At 67.5% G+C, this 20,467-nt stretch carries 17 protein-coding genes; 4 read left to right on the top strand and 13 right to left on the bottom strand.

Features of this window, described 5'->3' with window-relative positions:
• Positions 1-2,187, bottom strand: coding sequence for a CHAT domain-containing protein (locus LG3211_RS11430; RefSeq protein WP_057942956.1), 2,187 nt, complete (start codon positions 2,185-2,187; stop codon positions 1-3).
• 190 nt (positions 2,188-2,377) lie between these two features.
• The gene (locus LG3211_RS11425; RefSeq protein ID WP_057942955.1) at positions 2,378-2,962 is read right to left on the bottom strand and encodes a DUF4123 domain-containing protein; all 585 of its coding nucleotides are present in this window, start codon (positions 2,960-2,962) and stop codon (positions 2,378-2,380) included.
• 250 nt (positions 2,963-3,212) lie between these two features.
• Between LG3211_RS11425 and LG3211_RS11420 the strand changes: the two genes are divergently transcribed.
• Positions 3,213-5,120, top strand: a complete 1,908-nt coding sequence (locus LG3211_RS11420) for an ATP-binding response regulator (protein WP_237049870.1) — start codon at positions 3,213-3,215, stop codon at positions 5,118-5,120.
• Between the two features lie 19 nt (positions 5,121-5,139).
• Here LG3211_RS11420 and tssE read toward each other — a convergent pair whose 3' ends face one another.
• The 11 genes from tssE to LG3211_RS11365 form a co-directional block, all read right to left on the bottom strand.
• A complete protein-coding gene (gene tssE, locus LG3211_RS11415) occupies positions 5,140-5,571 on the bottom strand; it encodes a type VI secretion system baseplate subunit TssE (protein ID WP_057942954.1) in 432 nt (143 codons plus the stop codon).
• Positions 5,572-5,599: 28 nt separating this feature from the next.
• Positions 5,600-6,049, bottom strand: a complete 450-nt coding sequence (locus LG3211_RS11410) for a hypothetical protein (protein WP_057942953.1) — start codon at positions 6,047-6,049, stop codon at positions 5,600-5,602.
• A gap of 236 nt (positions 6,050-6,285) precedes the next feature.
• On the bottom strand, positions 6,286-6,783 hold the full coding sequence (locus LG3211_RS11405; RefSeq protein ID WP_057942952.1) for a hypothetical protein: 498 nt from the start codon (positions 6,781-6,783) through the stop codon (positions 6,286-6,288).
• Positions 6,784-6,876: 93 nt separating this feature from the next.
• Positions 6,877-7,371: an Hcp family type VI secretion system effector gene (locus LG3211_RS11400; protein WP_057942951.1), complete on the bottom strand. Its 495-nt coding sequence runs from the start codon at positions 7,369-7,371 to the stop codon at positions 6,877-6,879.
• Positions 7,372-7,411: 40 nt separating this feature from the next.
• Entirely contained in the window at positions 7,412-8,896 is a 1,485-nt protein-coding gene (tssC, locus tag LG3211_RS11395; protein WP_057942950.1) for a type VI secretion system contractile sheath large subunit, read from the bottom strand.
• A 57-nt stretch (positions 8,897-8,953) separates the two neighbouring features.
• Positions 8,954-9,463: a type VI secretion system contractile sheath small subunit gene (gene tssB / locus LG3211_RS11390; protein WP_057942949.1), complete on the bottom strand. Its 510-nt coding sequence runs from the start codon at positions 9,461-9,463 to the stop codon at positions 8,954-8,956.
• A gap of 207 nt (positions 9,464-9,670) precedes the next feature.
• Entirely contained in the window at positions 9,671-10,741 is a 1,071-nt protein-coding gene (gene tssA, locus LG3211_RS11385; protein ID WP_057942948.1) for a type VI secretion system protein TssA, read from the bottom strand.
• A 35-nt stretch (positions 10,742-10,776) separates the two neighbouring features.
• On the bottom strand, positions 10,777-14,406 hold the full coding sequence (locus tag LG3211_RS11380; RefSeq protein ID WP_057942947.1) for a type VI secretion protein IcmF/TssM N-terminal domain-containing protein: 3,630 nt from the start codon (positions 14,404-14,406) through the stop codon (positions 10,777-10,779).
• The gene (locus LG3211_RS11375) at positions 14,403-15,746 is read right to left on the bottom strand and encodes a DotU family type IV/VI secretion system protein (RefSeq protein ID WP_057942946.1); all 1,344 of its coding nucleotides are present in this window, start codon (positions 15,744-15,746) and stop codon (positions 14,403-14,405) included. Before LG3211_RS11375 ends, LG3211_RS11380 begins: the two co-directional genes overlap by 4 nt.
• Positions 15,747-15,753: 7 nt before the next feature.
• The gene (gene tssK, locus LG3211_RS11370; RefSeq protein WP_057942945.1) at positions 15,754-17,163 is read right to left on the bottom strand and encodes a type VI secretion system baseplate subunit TssK; all 1,410 of its coding nucleotides are present in this window, start codon (positions 17,161-17,163) and stop codon (positions 15,754-15,756) included.
• A gap of 67 nt (positions 17,164-17,230) precedes the next feature.
• Positions 17,231-18,049: a TraB/GumN family protein gene (locus tag LG3211_RS11365; protein WP_222837609.1), complete on the bottom strand. Its 819-nt coding sequence runs from the start codon at positions 18,047-18,049 to the stop codon at positions 17,231-17,233.
• A 19-nt stretch (positions 18,050-18,068) separates the two neighbouring features.
• Between LG3211_RS11365 and LG3211_RS26795 the strand changes: the two genes are divergently transcribed.
• From LG3211_RS26795 to phnD, 3 genes are all read left to right on the top strand, one after another.
• Positions 18,069-18,398: a hypothetical protein gene (locus tag LG3211_RS26795; protein WP_222837608.1), complete on the top strand. Its 330-nt coding sequence runs from the start codon at positions 18,069-18,071 to the stop codon at positions 18,396-18,398.
• Positions 18,399-18,477: 79 nt separating this feature from the next.
• Entirely contained in the window at positions 18,478-19,164 is a 687-nt protein-coding gene (locus LG3211_RS11360) for a LuxR C-terminal-related transcriptional regulator (protein ID WP_057942943.1), read from the top strand.
• A 165-nt stretch (positions 19,165-19,329) separates the two neighbouring features.
• A complete protein-coding gene (gene phnD, locus LG3211_RS11355) occupies positions 19,330-20,319 on the top strand; it encodes a phosphate/phosphite/phosphonate ABC transporter substrate-binding protein (RefSeq protein ID WP_057945424.1) in 990 nt (329 codons plus the stop codon).
• Positions 20,320-20,467: the final 148 nt, after the last annotated feature.

The raw sequence follows: 20,467 nt of genomic DNA, 5'->3' as shown, positions 1-20,467 counted from the left end.
TCAGTTCTCCACCGTCAGGCGCCAATTGCCGATCAGGTTGAACGACGCCCAATAGAACGGATGCGAGGTTTCCGGGTGCTCGAGCACCGCCAGCTGTCCGGCCTGCATCGCCCGTTGCAGGTCATCGCCCGCGCGCAGATCGCGGTAGAAGGTGGTCATCAGGCGTTCGGTGTCGCGGTCGGGAACCGGCCACAACGAAGCGACCAGGGCCGAAGTCCCGGCCGAGAGGAACGAACGCGTGAAGCCCAGCACTTCGTCGCCGTCGGCGACGCGGCCCAGGCCGGACTCGCAGGCCGACAACGTCACCAGCGAGACGTTGTTGAGATTCAGGCTCAGCACTTCGCGCGCTTCGAGGAAATTCTGCCGCCCGTTCTCGTCGGCGAGCAGGATCTGCGAATGCAGGGGATCGGCGATATCGGCACGGGCGTGCGCGGCGACGTGGACGATGCGCGCCTTGGGCGCCTCGGACTGGAAGCGCGCTTTCGTCGCCGTGGCCTCCAGATAGACCTGCGGCCGCGGGAACAGCGCCGCCAAGTTGCCGACTTCGCGCTCCGCCCCGGGCAAGGGCTCGGCGACCGCGGGGCTCACCAGCGGATTGCCGAAGGCGAGCAACCGCGGCGCCGTCGTCGGCGCGCGCGCAGCCAGGCGCGCGGCGATGCTGACCGATGGCGCGATCGCGATGGGATGGCGCTGGATCAGGTATTTGCCGTCCATGCGCAGCGCCTGGAACGGCAGGTAATGCAAGGGCCCGTGCGGAATCACGATCAGCCGTAACCCGTCTTGCAGGCCGAGCGGCGCCAGCAACAAGCTGGCGATGCTGTCGCCGGCATCGACCGCGGACGGACGCAGGCCGACGATCGCCTGCCGGTAGGCTTCCACCAGACGCACCAGGTCGGCGCGCGACACCGCGATGCGGTGTTCGCTCACGCCCTCCGGCGAGATCACCCAGACCAGCAACTGGTCCTTCAGCGAGTGGAAGGCGACGATGCGCTCATCGGCGCGCAGCAGCTTGCGCAGGCTGGCGACGTCGGCGACCTGCGCGGTCGCGTCCTCCGGCGTCTTGCCTCTGTCGGCGACCGCGTCCAGCAACGCGCGCGCGCGGCTGCGCTCGCTGACGGCGAACGCGCGCTCGGGGTTGCCGGTTTGCGAATACAGACCGATGGCGCGCTCGAACACCGATTGCAGGTCAGAGAACAAACCCATCTTGAATTCGTCGCTGCGAAACCGCGCGCGCACGTTGTCGAACGCGGCGAGCGCCTGATCGAGCGCCTGCGCCGCCTGATCCGGATGCCCAAGCGCCTGTTCGCTGCGCGAAACCCCGTCCAGCGCCCACATGCGGTAATTGCCTTCATCGCCGGGCACCGTCTGCGCGGCCAGGCGCTGGAACAAGGCCAGCGCCTGCGCCGGCTTGTTTTCCGCCAACAACAGGCGGCCGCGCGTGCGTTCGAGCTGAGCGCGTTGCGCGGGGTCGTCCGGCGCCTGAAGCGCATCGAGTTCGCGCTGCGCGCGGACGAGGTCGCCGGACTGGATCAGCGCGTTGGCCAGCGACGCCTGCACCAGCGGGCGATAGCGCGCGGAACTGGTCTGCAGGGCGAGTTCGTACGCCGCGATCGCCTCCGGGTAGCGTTGCTGCCGGCTGCGCACGTCGCCCAGGATCTTGTGCGCCGGGCCTTGCACCTTCTGCGGATCTTCGGCGTGCTTGGACAACGCGAGCGTGGCGAAGGTCTCGGCGCGGTCGAGCTGGCCGGAATAGCTGAAAACGATGGCCAGATCGCGGTAAGCCTTGGCCAGCAGGTCTTCGTTGCCGGTCTGCAAGGCGACGTGCAGGGCCTTGCTCGCCGCCTGCACGCTGCGGCGGAATTCGCCGCGGTCGGCCAGCGCCACGGCCTGGCTGCAGTATTCGTAGCCGTCGAGCCGGACGGTTTCGGTCTCGTACAAGGCGGCACCGTCTTCGGCCAGGGCCAAGGCGGTGTCGGCATCGTCCATGCGCGAGATCGCGTGCAGCGCCGCGCGCACGTCGGCACGCTCGGTTTCCGCCAGCGTGGTCTGCGCCGGCGCGGGCGCCTGCGCCGATGCGCAAGACGCGATCGCCGCCAGCGCGATCAATACGACATGAGCCAGACGCGACGCGAGCGCCGAGTCCGAGCGGTTCCGCTTCTGGCAGGAAAGCGGGCGAATGATGCGCATGCCGAAACTCCATGTCCGGGGGAATGTCGATCACGATCGCAAATCGCGGCGACGACGGGAGTCTAGGAAGGCATGCGCGCGGCGCCTATCCGTGAAAGGGAGTAGTGCTTTCGGCTTACGCGGCCTTTACATGGAGGCCGAATGACGGACACGGCGCGACAGAGCGCGCGGTGTTTTTACGGCGGAGCGATCAGGCCAGCTTCGCCACGCGCAGATCGGGCAAGCAGCGGGCCTCGCTCTTGCCCGCTGCGCCGAGCGCGCAGCCGTCCGCACAGGCATCGCGACTGAACCCGATCAGACTGCCCGGCGTCGGGCCCGAGACGTACACGCATCCCAGCGGCGCCAGGAATTGCGCGCGCCGCTCGGCGGACAGGCTCGGCAAGATCGCGCGCAGCACGCGCGGATCGTAGAAACGGAAGAATTGCGTGCGACCGTCGGCTCCGGGAATCCGCAACCAGGCGCGCAGATGCACGCGCAACGCGCGGCCGTCGCTGCCGGCGCAGGTGCACAGCACGATGCCGCTGCCGCGTTCCCACACCGCGCGCAGCGCCGCGGCGACGGCCGAGCCCTCGCAATGCAACCGCACCAGATACGGCGCACATTCGGCCAGGACCGGGTCCAGGCCTTCGGCCAGCAGACACCAGAACTCCGCGCCGGTGGCGTGCAGACGCTCGGGCAGTCCCGGAATCTTGCGCCCATCGAGCACGGCGTAGACATCGCCGGTGCCGGTGAACAAGCGTTCGTGCAGCACATCCTCGAGCGCGCCCGCGTTCATGCCGGTCTCCCGTACCGGGGCGGCCGCCCGTCCTGGACTTGCCATCCGCCGCGCACCTTCGACTGCCTTGTCATCGTCCTGCTCCTGTCTGCTGCCGCCCTTCCTGAGCGACAGGGCGAGGGAATTCATCGACCGATTTCTCGGCCTGGGCCCCCCGCCATATCTGAAACGGATTAACGCCTGTGCAGCGGCCACCTATCGCGGCCGCGGCCGCGCCGAATCGCGGCGGACGCGCTAGATTACCGTGGCGATGAATACCAATGTCCACAATCCGGCCATGCCCGACCGTCGCAGACGGCCGTACGACCTGCCGCTGGTCGCGCGGCTGAGCCTGCTGGCGATCGTTCCGGCCACCTTGATCGCGATCTTGCTGGCGGTGTTGCTGAACGACAATCAGCGCCGCGAAGTCGAGCGGGTCACTTCGGCCTCGGCCGAAGTGGTGGCGGAAAATTTCGCCGCCGCCGCCTCAACGGCGATGAAGCAAGGCGACCGCGCGGCATTGGCGCGCATCGCCAAGCCGCTGGCGAGCAATACCGATCTGGTGCGCGTGCAATTTCTCTCGCGCGACGGCGAAATCCTGGCCGAGGCGCTCGGCCCGACCGCCGCTTCGCAATCGCGCTACGTCGAAGTCTCGCGCAAGATCCGCTCCAACACCGCGTCGGCGCCCTCCCCTGGCTGGGTGCGGGTGCAGTTCGGCTTGCGCCGCATGGACGACATCCGCACGCGCCAGGCGCAGGCGACCGCGGCGGTGCTGGCGGTGTGCCTGGTGATCGCCGGCGTGATCGGATGGCGAGTGGCCCGGCGAGTCAGCGCGCCGGTGCTGGAACTGGCCGAAGCGGTGGACAAGCTCGGACGCGGCGGGCGCAGCGTGCGCGTCCCGGTCACCCGCGGCGGCGAAATCGGCCATCTGCAGCAAGGCTTCAATGCCGCCTCCGTCGCCCTCACCGAGGCCTGGGAAGAACTCGAAGCGCGAATCGCCGCGGCCACCTCCGAACTGGCGCACAAGAACGCAAAACTGGAAGCCGCCAGCCAGGCGCGCGCGCATTTCCTCGCCGCCGCCAGCCACGACCTGCGCCAGCCGCTGTACGCCCTGACCCTGTTTTCCTCCGCGCTCAAGGTCGGCGAAACCGATCCGGCCCGGCTCACCCGGGCCAGTCACATTCAGGAATGCGTGGCCACGCTCGACGGCCTGTTCTCGGAACTGCTGGACCTTTCGCGGCTGGAAAGCGGCGCGATGCAACCGGCGTTCAGCGAGTTCGCCCTCGACCCCTTGCTGGAAGACGTGAACCGCACCTTCCGCATGATCGCGGAGAAACGCGAACTGCGGCTGGTCCTGCGCAAGACCGACGCCTGGGTGCATACCGACCGCATCATGCTCGCGCGCGTCATCAACAATCTGGTCAGCAACGCTCTGCGCTACACCGAGCGCGGCGGCGTGCTGGTCGGCGTGCGCCGCGCCGGCGATACGCATGTGCGCATCGAAGTGTGGGACACCGGGCCGGGCATCGCGCCGGAGCACCAGACACGCGTGTTCGAGGAGTTCTTCCAGGTCGAGCAGGCGCGCGCCGACGCGGAGTACCGCGAGCACGGCCTCGGCCTGGGCCTGGCCACCGTGCACCGGTTGATGCATCTGTTGGGCGGCGAAGTCGTGCTGCGCTCTCGTCCGGGCAGCGGCAGCGTGTTCAGCGTGACCATCCCGCGCGCCGGCGCGGAAGCCAGCACCCGCATCAGCGAGCACCCGACCGAAGCGCCGCTGGACGTCAGCGGCCTGCGCGTGCTGGTGATCGACGACGAGCGCGCCATCCTGGAGGGCATGCGCGTGCTGATGCACAGCTGGAACTGCGATATGCGCGCGGCCGAGGACGCCGAGCAGGCGGTGGCCGCGCTGCGCGACTGGGGCCCGCCCGACATCGTGCTGTCGGATCTCAAGCTCGCCCGCGGCCGCACCGGCCTGGAGGCGCTGCAGCGGCTCGACGCGCACTACGGCGTGGACGCCGGCGCGGTGCGCCCGTTCGCGCGTCTGCTGATCACCGGGGAAACCAAGGGCGAGCGCCTGCACGAGGCGACCGCGGCGCGCATCCCGGTCCTGCACAAGCCGGTGCCGCCGGAGCGGCTGCGCGAGGCGATGATGGCGGCGATCCTGACCAAGCAAGCCTGAGCGCCGGCGGCGCCCGGCCTCAGCGCACCTGGTAGACCTGGGTGTTGAGTTGCAACACCGCGTCGAACTGCACCTTTTCGCGCTCCGGTCCCAGCTCCATCAGCGCGTCGATGCGGAACCGCAAGGTGCGCTCGAAGGCACGCTGCGGTTCCAGCGAGATCCTGATCCGGGTCAGGCGCGGCTCGTGCAGCGCGACCGCCTGCTCCAGGGCGCGGCGGATGCGGTCGCGGTCGTGCACGTTGAGCAGGCTGTAGGAGGAGAAATCCGGAATGCCGTAGGTCAGCGAAGACCTGCGGCATTCCTCGAACGCATCCGGGATCAGCCGCGCGCCTTCCGAGCGCGTATTGAGCAGGCTTTCCAGGTCGCGCGAAATCGCCGCCCTGATCGCGTAGACGTCGCGACGGTCGCCGGGCTGGCTGCGCTGGTCGAGCCGATCGAGCAGGCTTTGCATCGTCGTGATCGCTCGCCGCCGGCCGCGCTCAGCGAACCTGCATCAACATGCAGATCAGCAGCGGCTTGAAATCGTCCGGATCGACCTGCTCGGCGCTCTTGGCGCCCCATTCGATATGGATATGGCTCAAGTGGCGGTTGATCGCCGAGCCGGTGCGCGGGAACTTGATCCCGGCGCTGTTCCATTCTTCGCCGTTGTAGATCAACCCGCCCCAACGCATGCGTTCGCGCATGGTCAGGAACACATCGACCAGTTGATCGGCGACCGCGCGCTCTTGCTCGACCGTCGCGTCCAGGATGATGTCCAGGGCGCGTCCGGCGATGTGCGGATCGCCGCCGGACTTGTGCGGCCCGGCGGTCGCCTGCAGGCGGCCGAGCTGCCGGGGCTTGGGATACTTTTCCAGATACGTGCTGCGGATGAGGTCCGGGCCGAAATGATAGATCGTGTTCTTGGTTTCTTCGACGACTCGCGCGGCCATGAGGGTTCCTGAAAATTTACGGCGATGCGGAATATTTCGCCGGTAACGCAGTCGTAGCTTGTCGCCATGATCCACCTCGCGACGCGGCGGTGCGATCGGGCCGTCTTGCGACCCGGCGCAGCGACGTTCTGGTTTCCTCGACGATCCGCGGCGCAAGATCGCGCCCCGCATCGGATCGCGATCGCCGGGATCGATCGGCGCTCGGCCCAGCAATGCAGGCCGAGCGCCGCGCCGGCTTACAGCTCGGTCAGTTCGTTCGAACCGTCCGGATGCCACATCCACACATCGCCCTCGAAGCCGTCGATGCATCCGTACGGAATCGTCGGCCACGCGCCGGTGGTCTGCGTGTGGTTCGACGCGATCACCCGGGCCGCGGCGTTCTTGGCCATCGCGCCGCAGAACAGATTGCCGTCGCCGCTGCCGGAGAACGACACGACATTGCAGGCCACCAGATAGATGGTGGATACGCTGGGAGCGAGCAGCGTGAACAGCGGCAGCTGCGCCCAGCCGAAGCCCGTGCCCAGGCCCAGGCGGGCGTTGGCGCCATGGCAGTTGATCACCAGGTTGAATCCGCCTTCGGTAAGCGGCGCCGAACCGGCGACCGATGCGACCCAGGCCATGATATCGGCGGGTTTCGCGGCCGGAGGAACCGTCCAGCTGTTCCACATCTTGTAGTACGGCCCGGGAACGCCTTCGGCGTTGAGGACCATGGAAGGTTGTTCGAGCTTGATCATTGTCGTGATCTCGAGTCGCGCGCCGGCCCGTTCCGTTTCCCGGGACGGGCCCGGGAAACGGCGGCGGGAGATCGCGCGCCCATGCGGGAGCGGTCAGACCTTCTTGTTCGCCTTCAGGTCCCAGCCGGCCGAGGCATTGCCCGCGGCTTTGCCGTCAATGCCGATCTTGGTGTAGGTCATCTCGCACTTTCCGAACACCAGGCTGACCGATTCGATCGGCACGTCTTCGTCGCCCTTGGAGTCGCCGCCGCGGCCGACCGAACTGATCAGCACGTCGGTGAGCTTGTATTCCATGTACTTGGCCTTGTCGCCGCCGGCGCGATTGAGATGGATGATCGCGACGGGAACATGCTGGCCGGTGCAGCAGTACTCGAACAGCTTCGGACTGGCGATATCCAGCAGCTTGGTGAAGGAGAAATTCTGGATATTGACGCGCGCCGAACTGAGGCTGCCGGCGGAGGACGCGGTGCTGGACTGCGGCTGCGATGCACCGAAGCCGTAGTTCTTGATCTCGATCCAGTCCTTGTGCTTGTCGTCGGCGCTTTCGCCCTTGACGCCCTCGAGCTGGATGAATGCATCGAATGCCATGATCGTGCTCCTGTAATACAGTGCCTAGGTAGTGAAGGGCTCAGCGTGCCGACTTCGGCAACTCCGCCACCAGGCGGAGCGAGACGCTGAGTTCGTCGAGCTGGTAGTGCGGGCGCAGGAACGCCACGGATTTGTACGCGCCGGGCTTGCCCGGTATTTCGGTGACCTCGATGCGCGCTTCGCGCAAGGGGAACTGCGCCTTGCGCTCCTGCGACGCGTTGTCGTCCAGCAGGACGTACTGCGCGATCCAGTTGTTGAGGAACATCTCGACGCTGGACTTGGAGGCGAAGCTGCCGATCTTGTCGCGCATCATCGCCTTGAGGTAATGGGCGACGCGGCTGACCGCGAAGATGTACTGCAGCTGCGCCGACAGGCGCGCGTTGGCGTTGGCCGCATCGGTGTTGTACTCCTTCGACTTCTGCACCGACTGGGTGGAGAAGAACGCGGCGTAGTCGGTGTTCTTGCAATGCACCAGCGGGATCAGGCCGAGGTCGGCGAGTTCCTTCTCGCGGCGGTCGGTGATGGCGATCTCGGTCGGGCACTTGAGCGCCACCTCGCCGTCGTCGGTGCTGAAGGTGTGCGTGGGCATCCCTTCGACCAGGCCGCCGCCTTCCACGCCGCGAATCGCCGCGGTCCAGCCGTACTTGGCGAAGGCATCGGTGATCTTGCTGCCCAGCGCGTAGGCGGCGTTCATCCACAGATAGCGCTCGTGCTCCTTGCCGGTGACCGTCTCGGTGAAGTTGAACGCTTCCACCGGCGAGGTGTCGGGCCCATACGGCAGGCGGCCGAGCACGTGCGGCATGGTCAGGCCCACGTAGCGCGAATCCTCCGAGCCGCGGAAGCTCTTCCACTTGGCGTATTCCACCGTGTCGAAGATCTTCGCCAGATCGCGCGGGCCCGACAGCTCGGTGAAGCTCTCGAATCCGAGCAACTGCGCCGAGGCCGCCGACAGGAACGGCGCGTGCGCCGCGGCGGCGACATGCGAGATCTCCTCGACCAGGTACATGTCTTCGGGCTGGCGGCCGAACTCGTAGTCGCCGATCAGCGTGGCGAACGGGGCGCCGCCGAAGGTGCCGTATTCCTCTTCGTAGACCTTCTTGAACAGCGAAGACTGGTCGAAGTCGGAGGCGTTCTTGAAATCCTTGACCAGCTCCTTCTTGGTGCAGTTGAACACCTTGATCTTCAGCGTGGTGCTGGTTTCGCTGTTGTCTACCATGTACTTCAGGCCGCGCCAGCTGCCTTCCATGCGCTGGAAATCCTCCATGTGCATGACCGCGGACAACTGCTCCGACAGCAATCGGTCGATCTCGGCGATACGCGCGTCGAGCGCGGTGATCGCGTCCTTGGACACCACCAGGGCGCCGTCGGTGACTTGAGCGACCAGTTCGGCCATCAGATCGCGCGCGCGGGCGCGTTCGGTATCGGTCTTGGCGATCTTGGTCTGGGTCAGGATCTGTTCGAGCAGTCCGCCCTCGGCGGCTTCGACTGCGGCGGCCGGGGCCGCCTGGGATTCGGTATTGGCCATGATGGACTCGCTGGCTTCGCGGACGGGACGGCTGCCGATGCCGGCCGCCGTGACGACTTACTCGGACTTCGGCCCGACTTCCTTCCCGAGCTGGGTGATCTTGTCGGTGTTGAGCAGGACCTCGTTCAACAGATCCTCGAACTTGTCGTTGCCGGCGGCCTTGTTGCGCAGATCGGCGAGCTTCTGCCGCGCCTCCAGCAACTTGCGCAGCGGCTCGATCTGGCCGATGACCTGCTCGGGCTCGAAATCGGCCAGATTCGCGAAGGTGAGATCGACCGCGAGCTTGGAGCCGTCGTTGGCCAGCTTGTTATCGACCTGCCCCGCCACGCGCGGCTTCATCCCCTTGAGGACGTCGTTGAAGTTGTCCTTGTCGATGTTGACGAACTTGCGGTCCTTCAACTTCGGCAGCGGCTCCTCGCTCTTGCCGGTGAAGTCGCCGATCACGCCGGCGACGAAGGGCAGTTCCTTCTTCTCGATGGCGTCGCCGACTTCCACGTCGTAGGTCAGCTGCACGCGCGGGGCGCGGACGCGATCGAGCTTGTGCTGCGTGCTTTCCTTCTTGGCCATGATCTCTCCCGGCTTGCGCGGTGATTCAGTGACAGCGAGTCTAGGAATGGCGAACCGCCGCGGAAATCCGTCGGACGGCCGATCGACGGCCTATGCCGTTCGAACGAGGCGATGCGGCGTAAGTGCTGCGCGGCGAACGCCGAATGCGGCGGGCTCCGCGTTCATCGCATCGTTGAAGGCGCAACGGCCTCGCCGGGTCCGGCCGGTTCACTGTTTCAGCCCCACCCGCGCCCGGATCGCCGCCAGCACGCTTTCGTCGCGCACCACCTCGGCGAGGAATTCGTTCAAGGGCATGTCGGCCCATTGCACCGCCTGTTCCAGCAGCGAAGCCACCGGGCTATGCGGTTCGGTGCGCTTGAAGTAACCGGCGATGTCGCCGAGCGCGCGCAGGGCGGCCTGTTTCGAGGCCCGGCTGTCGCCGCCCAGATCCAGCGGCGTCGCCACCTCACCGCCACGTGGCGGTGCGCCGGCGGAATTGTCCTCGCCCTGCCTCGCCGCGGCATCGGCCGGATCGAGCAGCCCCTTCGCTTTCGCGGCCTGCTGCAGCACCTGGGCGATGCGCTTGAGCGTGGTTTCGATCTCGGCCAGGCTCGGGCAGGCGCGGCCGAACTTCGTATCCGCCACGGATTTTAGATGCGCATACGCGGTCTGCGCGGCGGCGATGCCGGCGAGCATGGCGCGCAGGTCGGCGTCGGCGACGGCGCGAATGCGGGTATCGAAGGCCTCGCCGCCCAGCTTGCCTTCGGCCAGCGCGGCCTGATGCGCCTGCGCATTCTGCCGCGCCAGATTGTCGAGCTCGCGCGAGGTCTGCCAATCGATCAGGGTGACCGCCGTCGCCGCGTCGGTGCTCAACGGCATGCGCTGCAGCGCCGCGGCGGCGTTGCTGTTGAACCAGGCCAGCTTTCCGGCGCGTTCTTCCAGATCCTCGCCCTCGGCCAAGGGATGCAGGCCGTCCCAATAGCGCTCGATCAGACCGGCGATCACCGCGAACCCGTCGCGCGCGCCGTCCAGGCCGTGGCGTGCGATCAGCGCCTCGCCGAGCCAGCCGGCGGCCTGCAGGTCCTTGCTGACCCGGCTCAGCGCTTCCACCGACAAGTCCAGGGCGAGCCGCCAGTCGGCGAGCTTGACCTGCGTCTGCCATTCGCCTTGCGGCAAGGAAGCGTCGTCGGCGCGGCGCGCTTCGCGGATGCGGTCGAACAGATCGGAAAACCCGGCATCCTCGCCGCAGGGTGCCTCGGCGCTGATGGGGGCCAGGAGGGCATCTATGTCGATCGCCATGGCGGAGCTCCTAAGCGGCACGCAGGCCGCGCGGTTCATTCGAGGATGGTCTGCGGCAGCGCCAGCGGCGCGGCGCCGCGCGAAGCCAGGAAGCGCTGCATCGGTTCGCTGGGCTCGATGCGCAGATGCACGCGCGCCTGGCGGAAGCCGATCGCCTGCAGTCGCGGCGCCAGCTGCTGCCATTGCGAAGGGCTGTAGGACTCGCGGAAATCGCCGAGACTGAAGACATGCGCGCCGGGCGCGAATTGTTCGAGCAGGCGTGCGATGCCATCGGGCCCGCGATAGAGCAAGGTCAGGCGGAAGGCGGGGTCCGGCGGAGGCGGCACGGCGGGCGCAGGCGCGGCAGGCACGACGGGCGCGGCAGTGGCGTCCTCGGGCGCGGCGGCGACCGCGTCCGTCGCCGCCAGCGCCTGGCTCGCGCTCGCCGGCAGCGCGATGCGGATGCGCGCTTCCGGGCAGGTGGACGGCGACCATTGCGGTTGCATCTGCGCGTCGGTCAGCGATTCCCCGCGACTGGTGATGCCCACGCTCTGACCGTTGCAGATCAGCTCGAACGTCGTGCCCTGCGCGCCTTCCAGCAGCGTTCCCAGATGGGTCGGCGCATCCAGCGTGAAGGTCCCCGCCGGAAACGGCGCGTCGCTCACCATTGCAGGCTGTCCACCGGTGAGCATCTGGCGATAGTCGGCCGACAGCGGCATCGCGACGCCGCTGAGACTGACCGGCGTGCGCTCTTTCTCGCTGAGGAAAGGCTTGAGCCAATCGCCGATGAAGGCTTCCAGCTTGCCTTGCGGGCCGAGCAAGGCCTGCGCCTGCTGCGCCGGCGGCTGCGAGGCCAGCGGCCGGATCACGGTTTCGCGCCAGCGCTGCTGCAAGTGATCGCCGGCGCGGCGCACGGTGAGCCGCAGCAGCAAATGCGCCGGCCCCTGCGCGATCGACCAGGCCGCCAGATCGTTCGCGCCGAACGCTTGCGCATAGGGCTCGCCGGGTTTGTCCACCGAACTCAACAACTGGCTGTACTCGTTCGCCGGTGCGCGTTCGGGCGCGCCGCGGCTGGCGAAAAGATCGGCGGCGATGCGATAGGCCTCCTGTCCGTCGCGATCGGCCTGCAGGCGCAAATAGCCGCGCGCGAACATCGGCGCCTGCGGCGCCAGGATCGCCACCTGGGTATCGCGCAACGCGGTCAGCCACACCGGCGGCTCGATCGAGACCTCGCCGAAGCGAAAACTGTCGCGGACCAATCGCCCCGCCGGCCGCCACGCCGAGGTCCAGCTCGATTTCATCTGCGCCCAGGCTTCCTTCCAGCGCAGGCCGAGCGGACGCTTGAGCGGCAAGGCGTAAAGCTGCGAGCGCAGCGTGCCGAAATACACCGTGTATGGGTTGTTGATGCCGGCCGCGCGCGCAGCCAGCTCGTTCTCGTGCCCTTTCCAGAAGGCGTAGCCTTCGCCGAAGCGCGACTGCAGCGTCGCCCAGGCGAGGAAGTAGTCGTGGAAATAAGCGTCGCGGAATGCGGCGACCTGCACGGCCGGAACATCGGCCTGTTCTTGCGCGGTTTCCAGGAACGGCGCGATCACCCCGTTCCAGGTGCGGTAGGTGAATGCGCCCGAGACCGTCGGCAGCGTGCCGCGCTCGATCCCCACGACGCGGTCTTTCGGCAGCCAGAAATCGTCCAGCGCATAGCCCTTGCCGCGGGCGTCCGCCCACGCCCGGACCTGGCCGACATCCAGCGAGCGCGATTGCATGATCCGCTGCAACTGCGCCTTCAGCCGGTCACGCTCGTCGTTCAGGCTCTTTTTTTTTTGCCAACGCAGATAGCCCAGATAGGTTTCGAACAGGGCGGTGGCGTTGGCGCGGTCGCGCCGGGTGTCGTTGTCGGGCGTGACGAACGGCGCGAACAGGCGCGAGCGGGCGTCGAAGACGACGTTGTCCGGCAACTCGCGCGCCAGGCATTCCTCGCTCGCGGAGCGGCAGGCATCCAGCAGGCGCAACCGCTGCGCGATCGCCAGCGCATGCTCGAATCCGGCGCGTCCGCGATCGATATCCTCGCTCAGCATCTGGTCGTAGGGCGCGAGGATCAGATTGGCGAAATCGTCCGTGACGCGCTGCTTCAACCCCTCGATATCGCGATCGGCGCGGCGGATGCCGAAGCCCAGCAAGGTGCCTTCCGCGGCGGATTCCAGGCGCTCGATGGTACGTCCGCAACTGGCCACCCACTCGATGCGCGCATTGCCCAGGCGGCCCTCGACCTCGCGGCAAGCGGTGCGCGTGCTGGCGAGCAACTGCGTATCGTCCTGCCGCGCCGCCGACAGGCCGTAGGCGAGATAGCCGCTGAAGCCCAGCAAGGCGGCCACGCCCAGGCCGGCCACCGCCATGCGCGCGGCGCTGCCGCGCAGGCTGGTCATGGCCAGCGGCTGGTCGGCGGGCAGAAAGCGCGTGAACAGATCGGCGACGAACGCGCCGCCTGGATGCGCGGCATCGGCGCCGCCGGCGAAATACAGGCCGCGCCACGGCGGCGTGCGCTGGAAGGTGTTGTCCTCCAACAGCAGCGTGACGAACAAGGCAAGTCCCGACTCGCAGCGGCGCAGCGATTCGACGAATTCGAAGATGTCGCGGCGCGTAGACGCGGTCGCCTGCGCGCGCAACGCGGTCATGCGCAGCGCATGCAGGCGATCGAGGATCGGCGTGAGGATCTGATCGAAGCGGCCGCTGGTGGCCGAGCTGACGGTTTCGGTCTGCGGCAGCCGGTGCCCCAGCGCCTGGGCGAAGGCTTCCGCCGGCAAGGTGGCGCGCAGCGTCGGGTAACCTCGCAGGCGCTCCAGGCCGCTGACCACGATATAGACCGGCACGCGCACCTGCAGATGCTCCATCGCTTCATCGACCAGACGCCGCAGCCGCGTCGCCGTGGTCTTCAGCGCGTCGGCCGGGCCCAGCAGGGTCTGCACCGACACGGTCAGCACGATGCCGTTGAGCGGCAGCTTCTCGCGCTCGGCGGCGAGCTGCATCAGCGCCTGGTACCACAGTCCGCGCTCCAGCCGCGAAGCGGTGTCGCAGACGGTGCGCGGATGCATCTGGATCGCGATCAGCGATTTGAAGAACCACCAGCGCCACCACTCGCCGCTGTCGCCGGCCGAGGGCGGCGGAAACGGCGACACTTCCGCGCCGGCGCGCAACAGGCCGTCGACATCGGCGTCGGCATCGCCCAGCAGCAGCATCCACGGCACGCGGTACAGCGGATCGCGGCCTTTTTCCATCTGCGGCGAACGCACGATGGTGCGCTTGGCCTCGGCGATGGCCTGCGCCATGCGCGCCAGCGGCTCGCGTTCGTCGTCCGTGTTGCCGGGCCCCAGGTCGCCGATGCGCGTGCGTGTGCGGCCTTGCAAGGTGAAACGGCGCTGCCCGGAGATGAACCACCACAGCACCGCCAGCGCCACCGCGCACAGGCCGAGCAATTGCCAGAAGCGCGCCGGCAGGGTCGGCACGATCGCGATCGCGGCGATCGCCAGCGCGATCAACAGCGCCAACGCCAGCAAGGCCACGACCAGCCGCAGCAACCACGGCTTCTTCGCGCCCTCGGCGACCGGACGGTACAGGCTGCGCGCCTGCGAGAACAGGCTGCTCAGCCACGAGAAGATCGCCTGCACCGGCGCGAGCGGATTGGGCAGGTTCATGGCTTGGGCTCGGTCTGCATGAACAGGAATTCCGCCGCGAGCCTGGGATTGCCGCGATTGCTTTCGATCAGCTGATTCAGGCGCGGCAGGTAGTCCTTCGCCGGCTCGATCTCCGCCGAGGGATTGCCCTGGAACAAGGGGGTCGGCGAGACGATCACGGTGATCAGCTCCTGTCCGAACGGTGGCGCCACCGTCCAGGAGCGCGCTTGAGTCGCGCCCACGTCGAACTGTTCGCCCGAGCGGATCAGGCGCCCGCTGTCGGGTTCTTTCGGATTCGGATAGATGTGCGCGACATCGCCGCCGACCGTGTAGTAATCCACGTACAGATACCCGTCGTAGTTGGCTTGCAGCAGCTTGACGGTCACTTGCTCGCCTTCCAGGAAGCGATCGGAATGCCCGGTGGTCGGCGTGACCGCCAGGCCGTAGCGAAGATCCTGGTTGCGCTCGCGGAACGGCTTGAGCATCCGCACCACCTCGCAGTGCGGCCAGATGCGCAGCTGCACCTTGAATTGCGGCGCGTTCACGCCTTCCACCTTCGACACGCGCTGCCGGACCGCGGCGATGTCGTCGGCGCGCGACACATAGCCTTCCACCGTGGTCTCACCGCGCGGGCCGACGACAGCGGCCAGGTCAGAACAGGGAAATCCGCTGAGCTGCCTGTTCACCAGTTCCTGCACGCTCGGGCCGCTCTGCTTGGGCGCGGCGATCAGCAGGTAGGCCAGATAACCCAGCGGGATCAGCAAGGCGGCGATCACGCCGGCCTTCAACAGCAGGCGGTCCCATTGCTTGGGATAACGCGGACCGGCCGGTGCCTCGCCGCTGTAGGGCTGCGGCGTCACCCGCTCCTCGCGCAGCGTGTGGATCGCCGCCGGCGCGACCGGCAGCTGGCGCGCGTGCAGTTCCTTGAGCTTGCCCAACTCGCCGCTGTCGCCGGTTTCGTAGTAGTACTGGCCGACGAATCCGAGCAGCAGCATGTGGTAGTACACCTCGCGCACTTCGTCGTGCTCGGACTTCAGCGCCGACAGGTGCGAGAAGAATTCGTTGCCGGCGTTGTTGGTGTTGTACAACGCGACCTGCAGCGGCGCCGCGCCGCTGGTGAGATAGGCCGGATTGCGCGCCATGACCTCATCGATCCAGGCCACCGCCGCGAACGCAGCGTCTTCGACATGCTCGGCGCGCTTGCCGTCGGCCTGGGCCGCGGCCTTGGCGCGATCGATCAGCTGGCGCGCCGCGGCCAGCACGTCCGCCGGCGGGTCGTGCGCGGCGGCGGCGGCGATCTTCTCGTCCAGCGCCAGCCCGAACGAACACACCGGCAGGAAATGATGGAGTAACCGCGCCATGACCGCCCTACTCCTGCGCGCCGATCGGATACAGCTTGATCGCGGTGGCGTCCGACGGCAGATCGCAGAACACGCAGATGTTGCGCGCGTTCTTGATCATCTGCCAGAACGGATGCGCGGTATCGACCAGGAAATACGTCGTGTTCGGCGTCTTCTGCGGCAGTTCCTCCGGCGGCACCGGCAGCAGGTCGATCTTCAGGCCGAACAGCGCCGCCGACAGCAGGCGCGGCATTTCCTCGGTCGAGGCGATCTTGCCGGTGCGCGACAGACGCGTGAACAGGTCCTGCCCGCGCAAGTCGGATTCGAACGCCAGATAGAAGCGAGTCTTGTCGGATTCGAACAGGTTCGCCGGCAAGTCGGCCTTGTAGAAGCGGCCGTCGAAGGCCAGCGCGATGCCGACCTCGGCGCCGACGGTCAGCGCCTTGATCAACGCCTCGGCGCGCTCGAAGGCGATGCGGAAGCAATGGCGCAGATCGTCGTGATCGTAATCGGGCAGTTCGGTTTCGGCCGGATTCGCGGCCAGGCCGCCAAAATAACCGATGTCCTCCGAGAATACGGAGAACTCCGCGACCAGCGCCCGCAACTGCTGGTACAGCGCATACGCCGGCACCGTGCCCAGCCGGACGTGCTCGGCGAAGACCGGGATATAGCGCGCGAAGGTCTGCATCATCGCCACGCGCATCACTTCCTGCGCGCTGGTCGAGGCGGCGCGGATGCCGCGCTGGCGCTTGCTGGCGGCGAAATCCTGTCCGCGCGAGGTCAGCAGGTCGCGCAAAGCGCGGGTCCAGCGCGAGAGATTGCGCGAGGCCTGCAGCGCCAGCAGCGGTGGAACGTAATCGTTCGACAATCGGTACTTGCCCGGACCTACCGGCACGATTTCGGCGAACTTGTAAGCCTCGCAGGACCGCACCAGGACTTCGGCGTTGTCGTCCAGCGAGGTCACGATCATCGGTTGATACAGCAGGAAGTCGACATCGGCGGCCGGGGCCTGCGGATCGAAGGGATCTTCCAGGCTGTCGCTGGCCAGCGCATGGCGCTCGCTCAGGCGCCCGGCCGGGCCCAGGCCGTGCACGGTGCGTTCGCGATTGAGCACCAGCCACAACGCGATCGGATCGTTGTTGCGCGGCGTCAGATCCTGCAAGGCGCGGTCGGGAATGCGCGCGTTGCCGCCGGCCAGCGCCGAGCCGCCGGCCAGGCGCTCTCCGTCGCGGGTGTGCAGTTCGATCTGCTCGATATCGACCACGCCGCTGGCCAGCGCGTCCTCGCGCAGCACCAGCGTTTCCAGGCCCCAGGGATACGGCGTGATCGCCCGCTGCACGCCCTGGCGCATCGCCTGATGCCAGGCGTCCTGCGCCTGCAGGTGCTGCGGGCTGAGAAAGGCGCCCTGGCCCCAGAAGACCTGACGATGGCGGTTCATGCGCTGGCCTCCGCGCGGCGGCGATGGCGCGCCGATATCGGCGCGGCGGATGTCGTAACGGCGAGCGTCATAGCGGTTCGGCCTCGATGCGATAGCCGGCGTGCTTCAGCGCCGCCAGCAATCCGTGTTCGCCGGGAAGATGGATCGCTCCGACCGCGATGTAGCAGCCGCCCTGGTCGAGCAAGGCGAGCAGCTCCGGCAGCCAGCGCTGGTTGCGTTCTTCGATCAGGCATCGGCGCGCGCGCATTTCGATGTCCTTGCTCTCGCCGTCCAGGCCGACCATGCGGTCGACATCGGCCAGCCAGGCATCGAGATCGCGCTCGCGGTAATGCCTCAACGCGCGCTCGGACATCTCGCGCATGACCTGCGGCGTCTTCAGCCGCTCTTCCAGCACCCGCGCCTGGTTTTCGCTGGCGATGCAGTCGAGCGCGCGCAACTGGTCCTCGGCCGTCTCCAGGTGCACGATGCGCATGCCGCGCTCGGAAGCGATGCGTTGCAGGCGATCGTCCAGGGTCTGCTCGCCGGCCTGCTCGCCGCGCGCCTCCAGCAGCGCCAGCACCATCCACGGTTTCATCCGCTGCAAGGTCGGCGGCGGAATCTGCGGCAGCAAGGTTTGCGCCATGGCGAAGCCCTCGGCGCTGATGAGCGCAGACAGCGACTGCTCCGGCGGCAACCAGCGATAGCGGTCCAGATCGCCGTCGCCGGGCGCGGCCAGATCGATCTCGTTCACCAGCGTGAACGACGACGACAGCGCCGAGGCCAGAAGCTCCGGACTTAGTCCCAGTTCTTCATCGTTGCCGAAGTGAATGGTGCCGAACAGGTAGCTGCTCGCCCGCGGCGGCGGGGATCGCGTCTGGGGCGCGGACGCATCCGCGGCTGCGGGCATTACCGCTTGCGCAGGCTCGATGCGGAACAAGATGCCGCGCGAGGGCGACGAAGGCGGCTGCGGAATCGATACCGGTATCTGCGCAGGCTCGGGCTTCGCCGCCAGCGCCGCGGTGCGCGTGCATCCGCACACCAGCGCCGCGACGGCCAGCACACATGCTCCGCCAACGCGCGGAATCGACGCGGATCTTAGCCAGGGCAGCGGCAGCATCGTCACAAGCAGTCACTTGAGGATCAGGCGGCTCATCTTTCGCGAGCGCGGCGGCGACGGCCATATCCCGTTGGCGCTATGCCTTTGGTGCGGTGCCCGCTATTGCCGGCGCGGCGGGCGCGGACTATCGTCGCGCTGAGTCTGCGCAGCCATCCATCCGTCCATCCGGGGTGGCGGCGCATGGGGCGTTCGCTGAGGATCCAAGTGATGAGAGTCCCATGAGAGTACTGATTGCCGACGACCATCGCCTCATCGTCGAGGGCGTCAAGACCAAACTGTCCGAGCTCGAGCACCAGGTCGAATTCGTCGTGGCGATGAACATCGCCGAGTTCGACGCGGTGGTGAACCGACCCGACAGCCCACTGGATCTGGCGATCATCGATATCTCCATGCCCGGCGCGCAGGGGCATCGCCACATCGCCGAAATGCGCCGTGTCGCCGCGGACGTGCCGATCATCGTGCTGTCGGGATCGGAGGACACCGAGCTGATCCGCACGCTGCTCGAACTCGGCGTCCAGGGCTTCATCCCCAAGGCCTATTCGCCCGACGTCATGCTGTCGGCCGTGCGCCTGGTGCTGTCGGGCGGCGTGTACGTGCCGCCGTTGCTGCTCGCCGGGGTCCAGGCGCGCGGCTGGACGCCCGCGGTCGAAATGCCGGCCGCGGCGCGCAACCTGTCCGCGACCGTCGAGCAGCACTCGCTCGACGGCCTGCGCCAGATCCTCACCGAGCGCCAGATCGACGTCATGCGCCTGCTGTCGCAGGGCAAGCCCAACAAACTGATCGCGCGCAACCTCGGCATCAGCGAAGGCACGGTCAAGATCCACCTGGCCGCCATTTTTCGCGCGCTCAACGTTCGCAACCGGGTCGAGGCCGTGGTGGCCTCGCGTCGTTTGGTCGAGCCGTGATTTTCGTCACGGTCCCGGCGCTGCGCTGCCCGCGTATGAACGCCGCTCCCGGCCCCGCGAGATGACGCCGGCCCTCCCCGCGGTGATATAACGCTCTTTCCCCCCGAGACGACAATTCCAGTGCGACCGTTCTCGTCCGCGTTCATGCGTCTGAGGCTTGCCCGCGTGTGGTCCTTGCTGCTGTGCATCGGCATCGCCGGAGCGGCCGCCGCTGCCCCTCCTGCGCAGCCCGTGCCTGCCGCGCAGGCAACGCCGCTGCGGTTCGGGATCCTGCCCACCGGCGGTCCGGCCGAATCCAGGCAGGACTGGCAAGCGCTGCTCGACGACCTGGCGAAGGCGCTGAACCGCCCGGTGGAAAGCGTGTCGGTGAGCACTTACGAGGGCATGCACCAAGCCATCGCCGCGGGCCGCGTGGACGTCGCCTTCCTGTCGGGCAAGCTCGCGCTGGACTCTGTGCTCAACAACAACATGCAGGTTTCGGTCCGGCTTACCCGCCTCGACGGCACTCCGGGCTATCGTTCGGTACTGATCGCACGGCGCAGCGGGCCGATCCGCAATCTGGCGACGCTGCTCGCCGCTCCGGGCCGATGGCGCTACGCGCGCAGCGAACCGCTGTCGGTCTCCGGCTATCTCGTCCCCGAAGCGCAGCTGTTCGCGCGCCGCGACCTCAGCTCCGATCTGTTCTTCAAATCGGTCACCATCAACAATCACCAGAACAACGCCCTCGCCGTCGCCAACGGCGAGGTCGATGTCGCCAGCAACAACGACGCCGATCTCGAACGTTTCGCCGTGCGCTTCCCGCGCCAGCATGCCCAGTTGCGCGTGCTGTGGCAGTCCGACCTGATCCCGCACGCGGTCCTGGTGGTCTCGCGCTCGCTGCCGGCGGAAACGCGCGCGGCGGTCCGGCGGTTTCTGATCGACTACGGACGCGGCGGCGATGCCGTGCGGGAACGCCGCAACCTGCTGAAGATCCACGAATTGTCCGGATTCGAGGCCGCCGACAACCGCGCGCTGCTGCCGTTCGAGGAGATCGAATACATCCTGGAGATGCAGCAGGCGCACTCCGCGCGCTGGATCGACGAAAACGCCAAACGCGCCCGCCTCGAGCGCCTGCGCGCCGAGCACGACCGCATCGAAAGGCAACTCACGCGCTAACGCCGACGAACAGGCGGCCAGATCACCCCAGCCGGACGCGGCCAATCCGCGCGACGCCGTAAGGCATAGTCCGTTCGGCAAATGGCCCCTGCCGGCTCACGCCCCTAGCCTGAGCGCCTGTCCCCCAATCGCACGATCCGCCCGACCG

Origin of the sequence: Lysobacter gummosus (assembly GCF_001442805.1) — a bacterium.
Taxonomy (GTDB): Bacteria; Pseudomonadota; Gammaproteobacteria; order Xanthomonadales; family Xanthomonadaceae; genus Lysobacter; species Lysobacter gummosus.
This window is presented reverse-complemented; position numbering and strand designations above follow the sequence as displayed.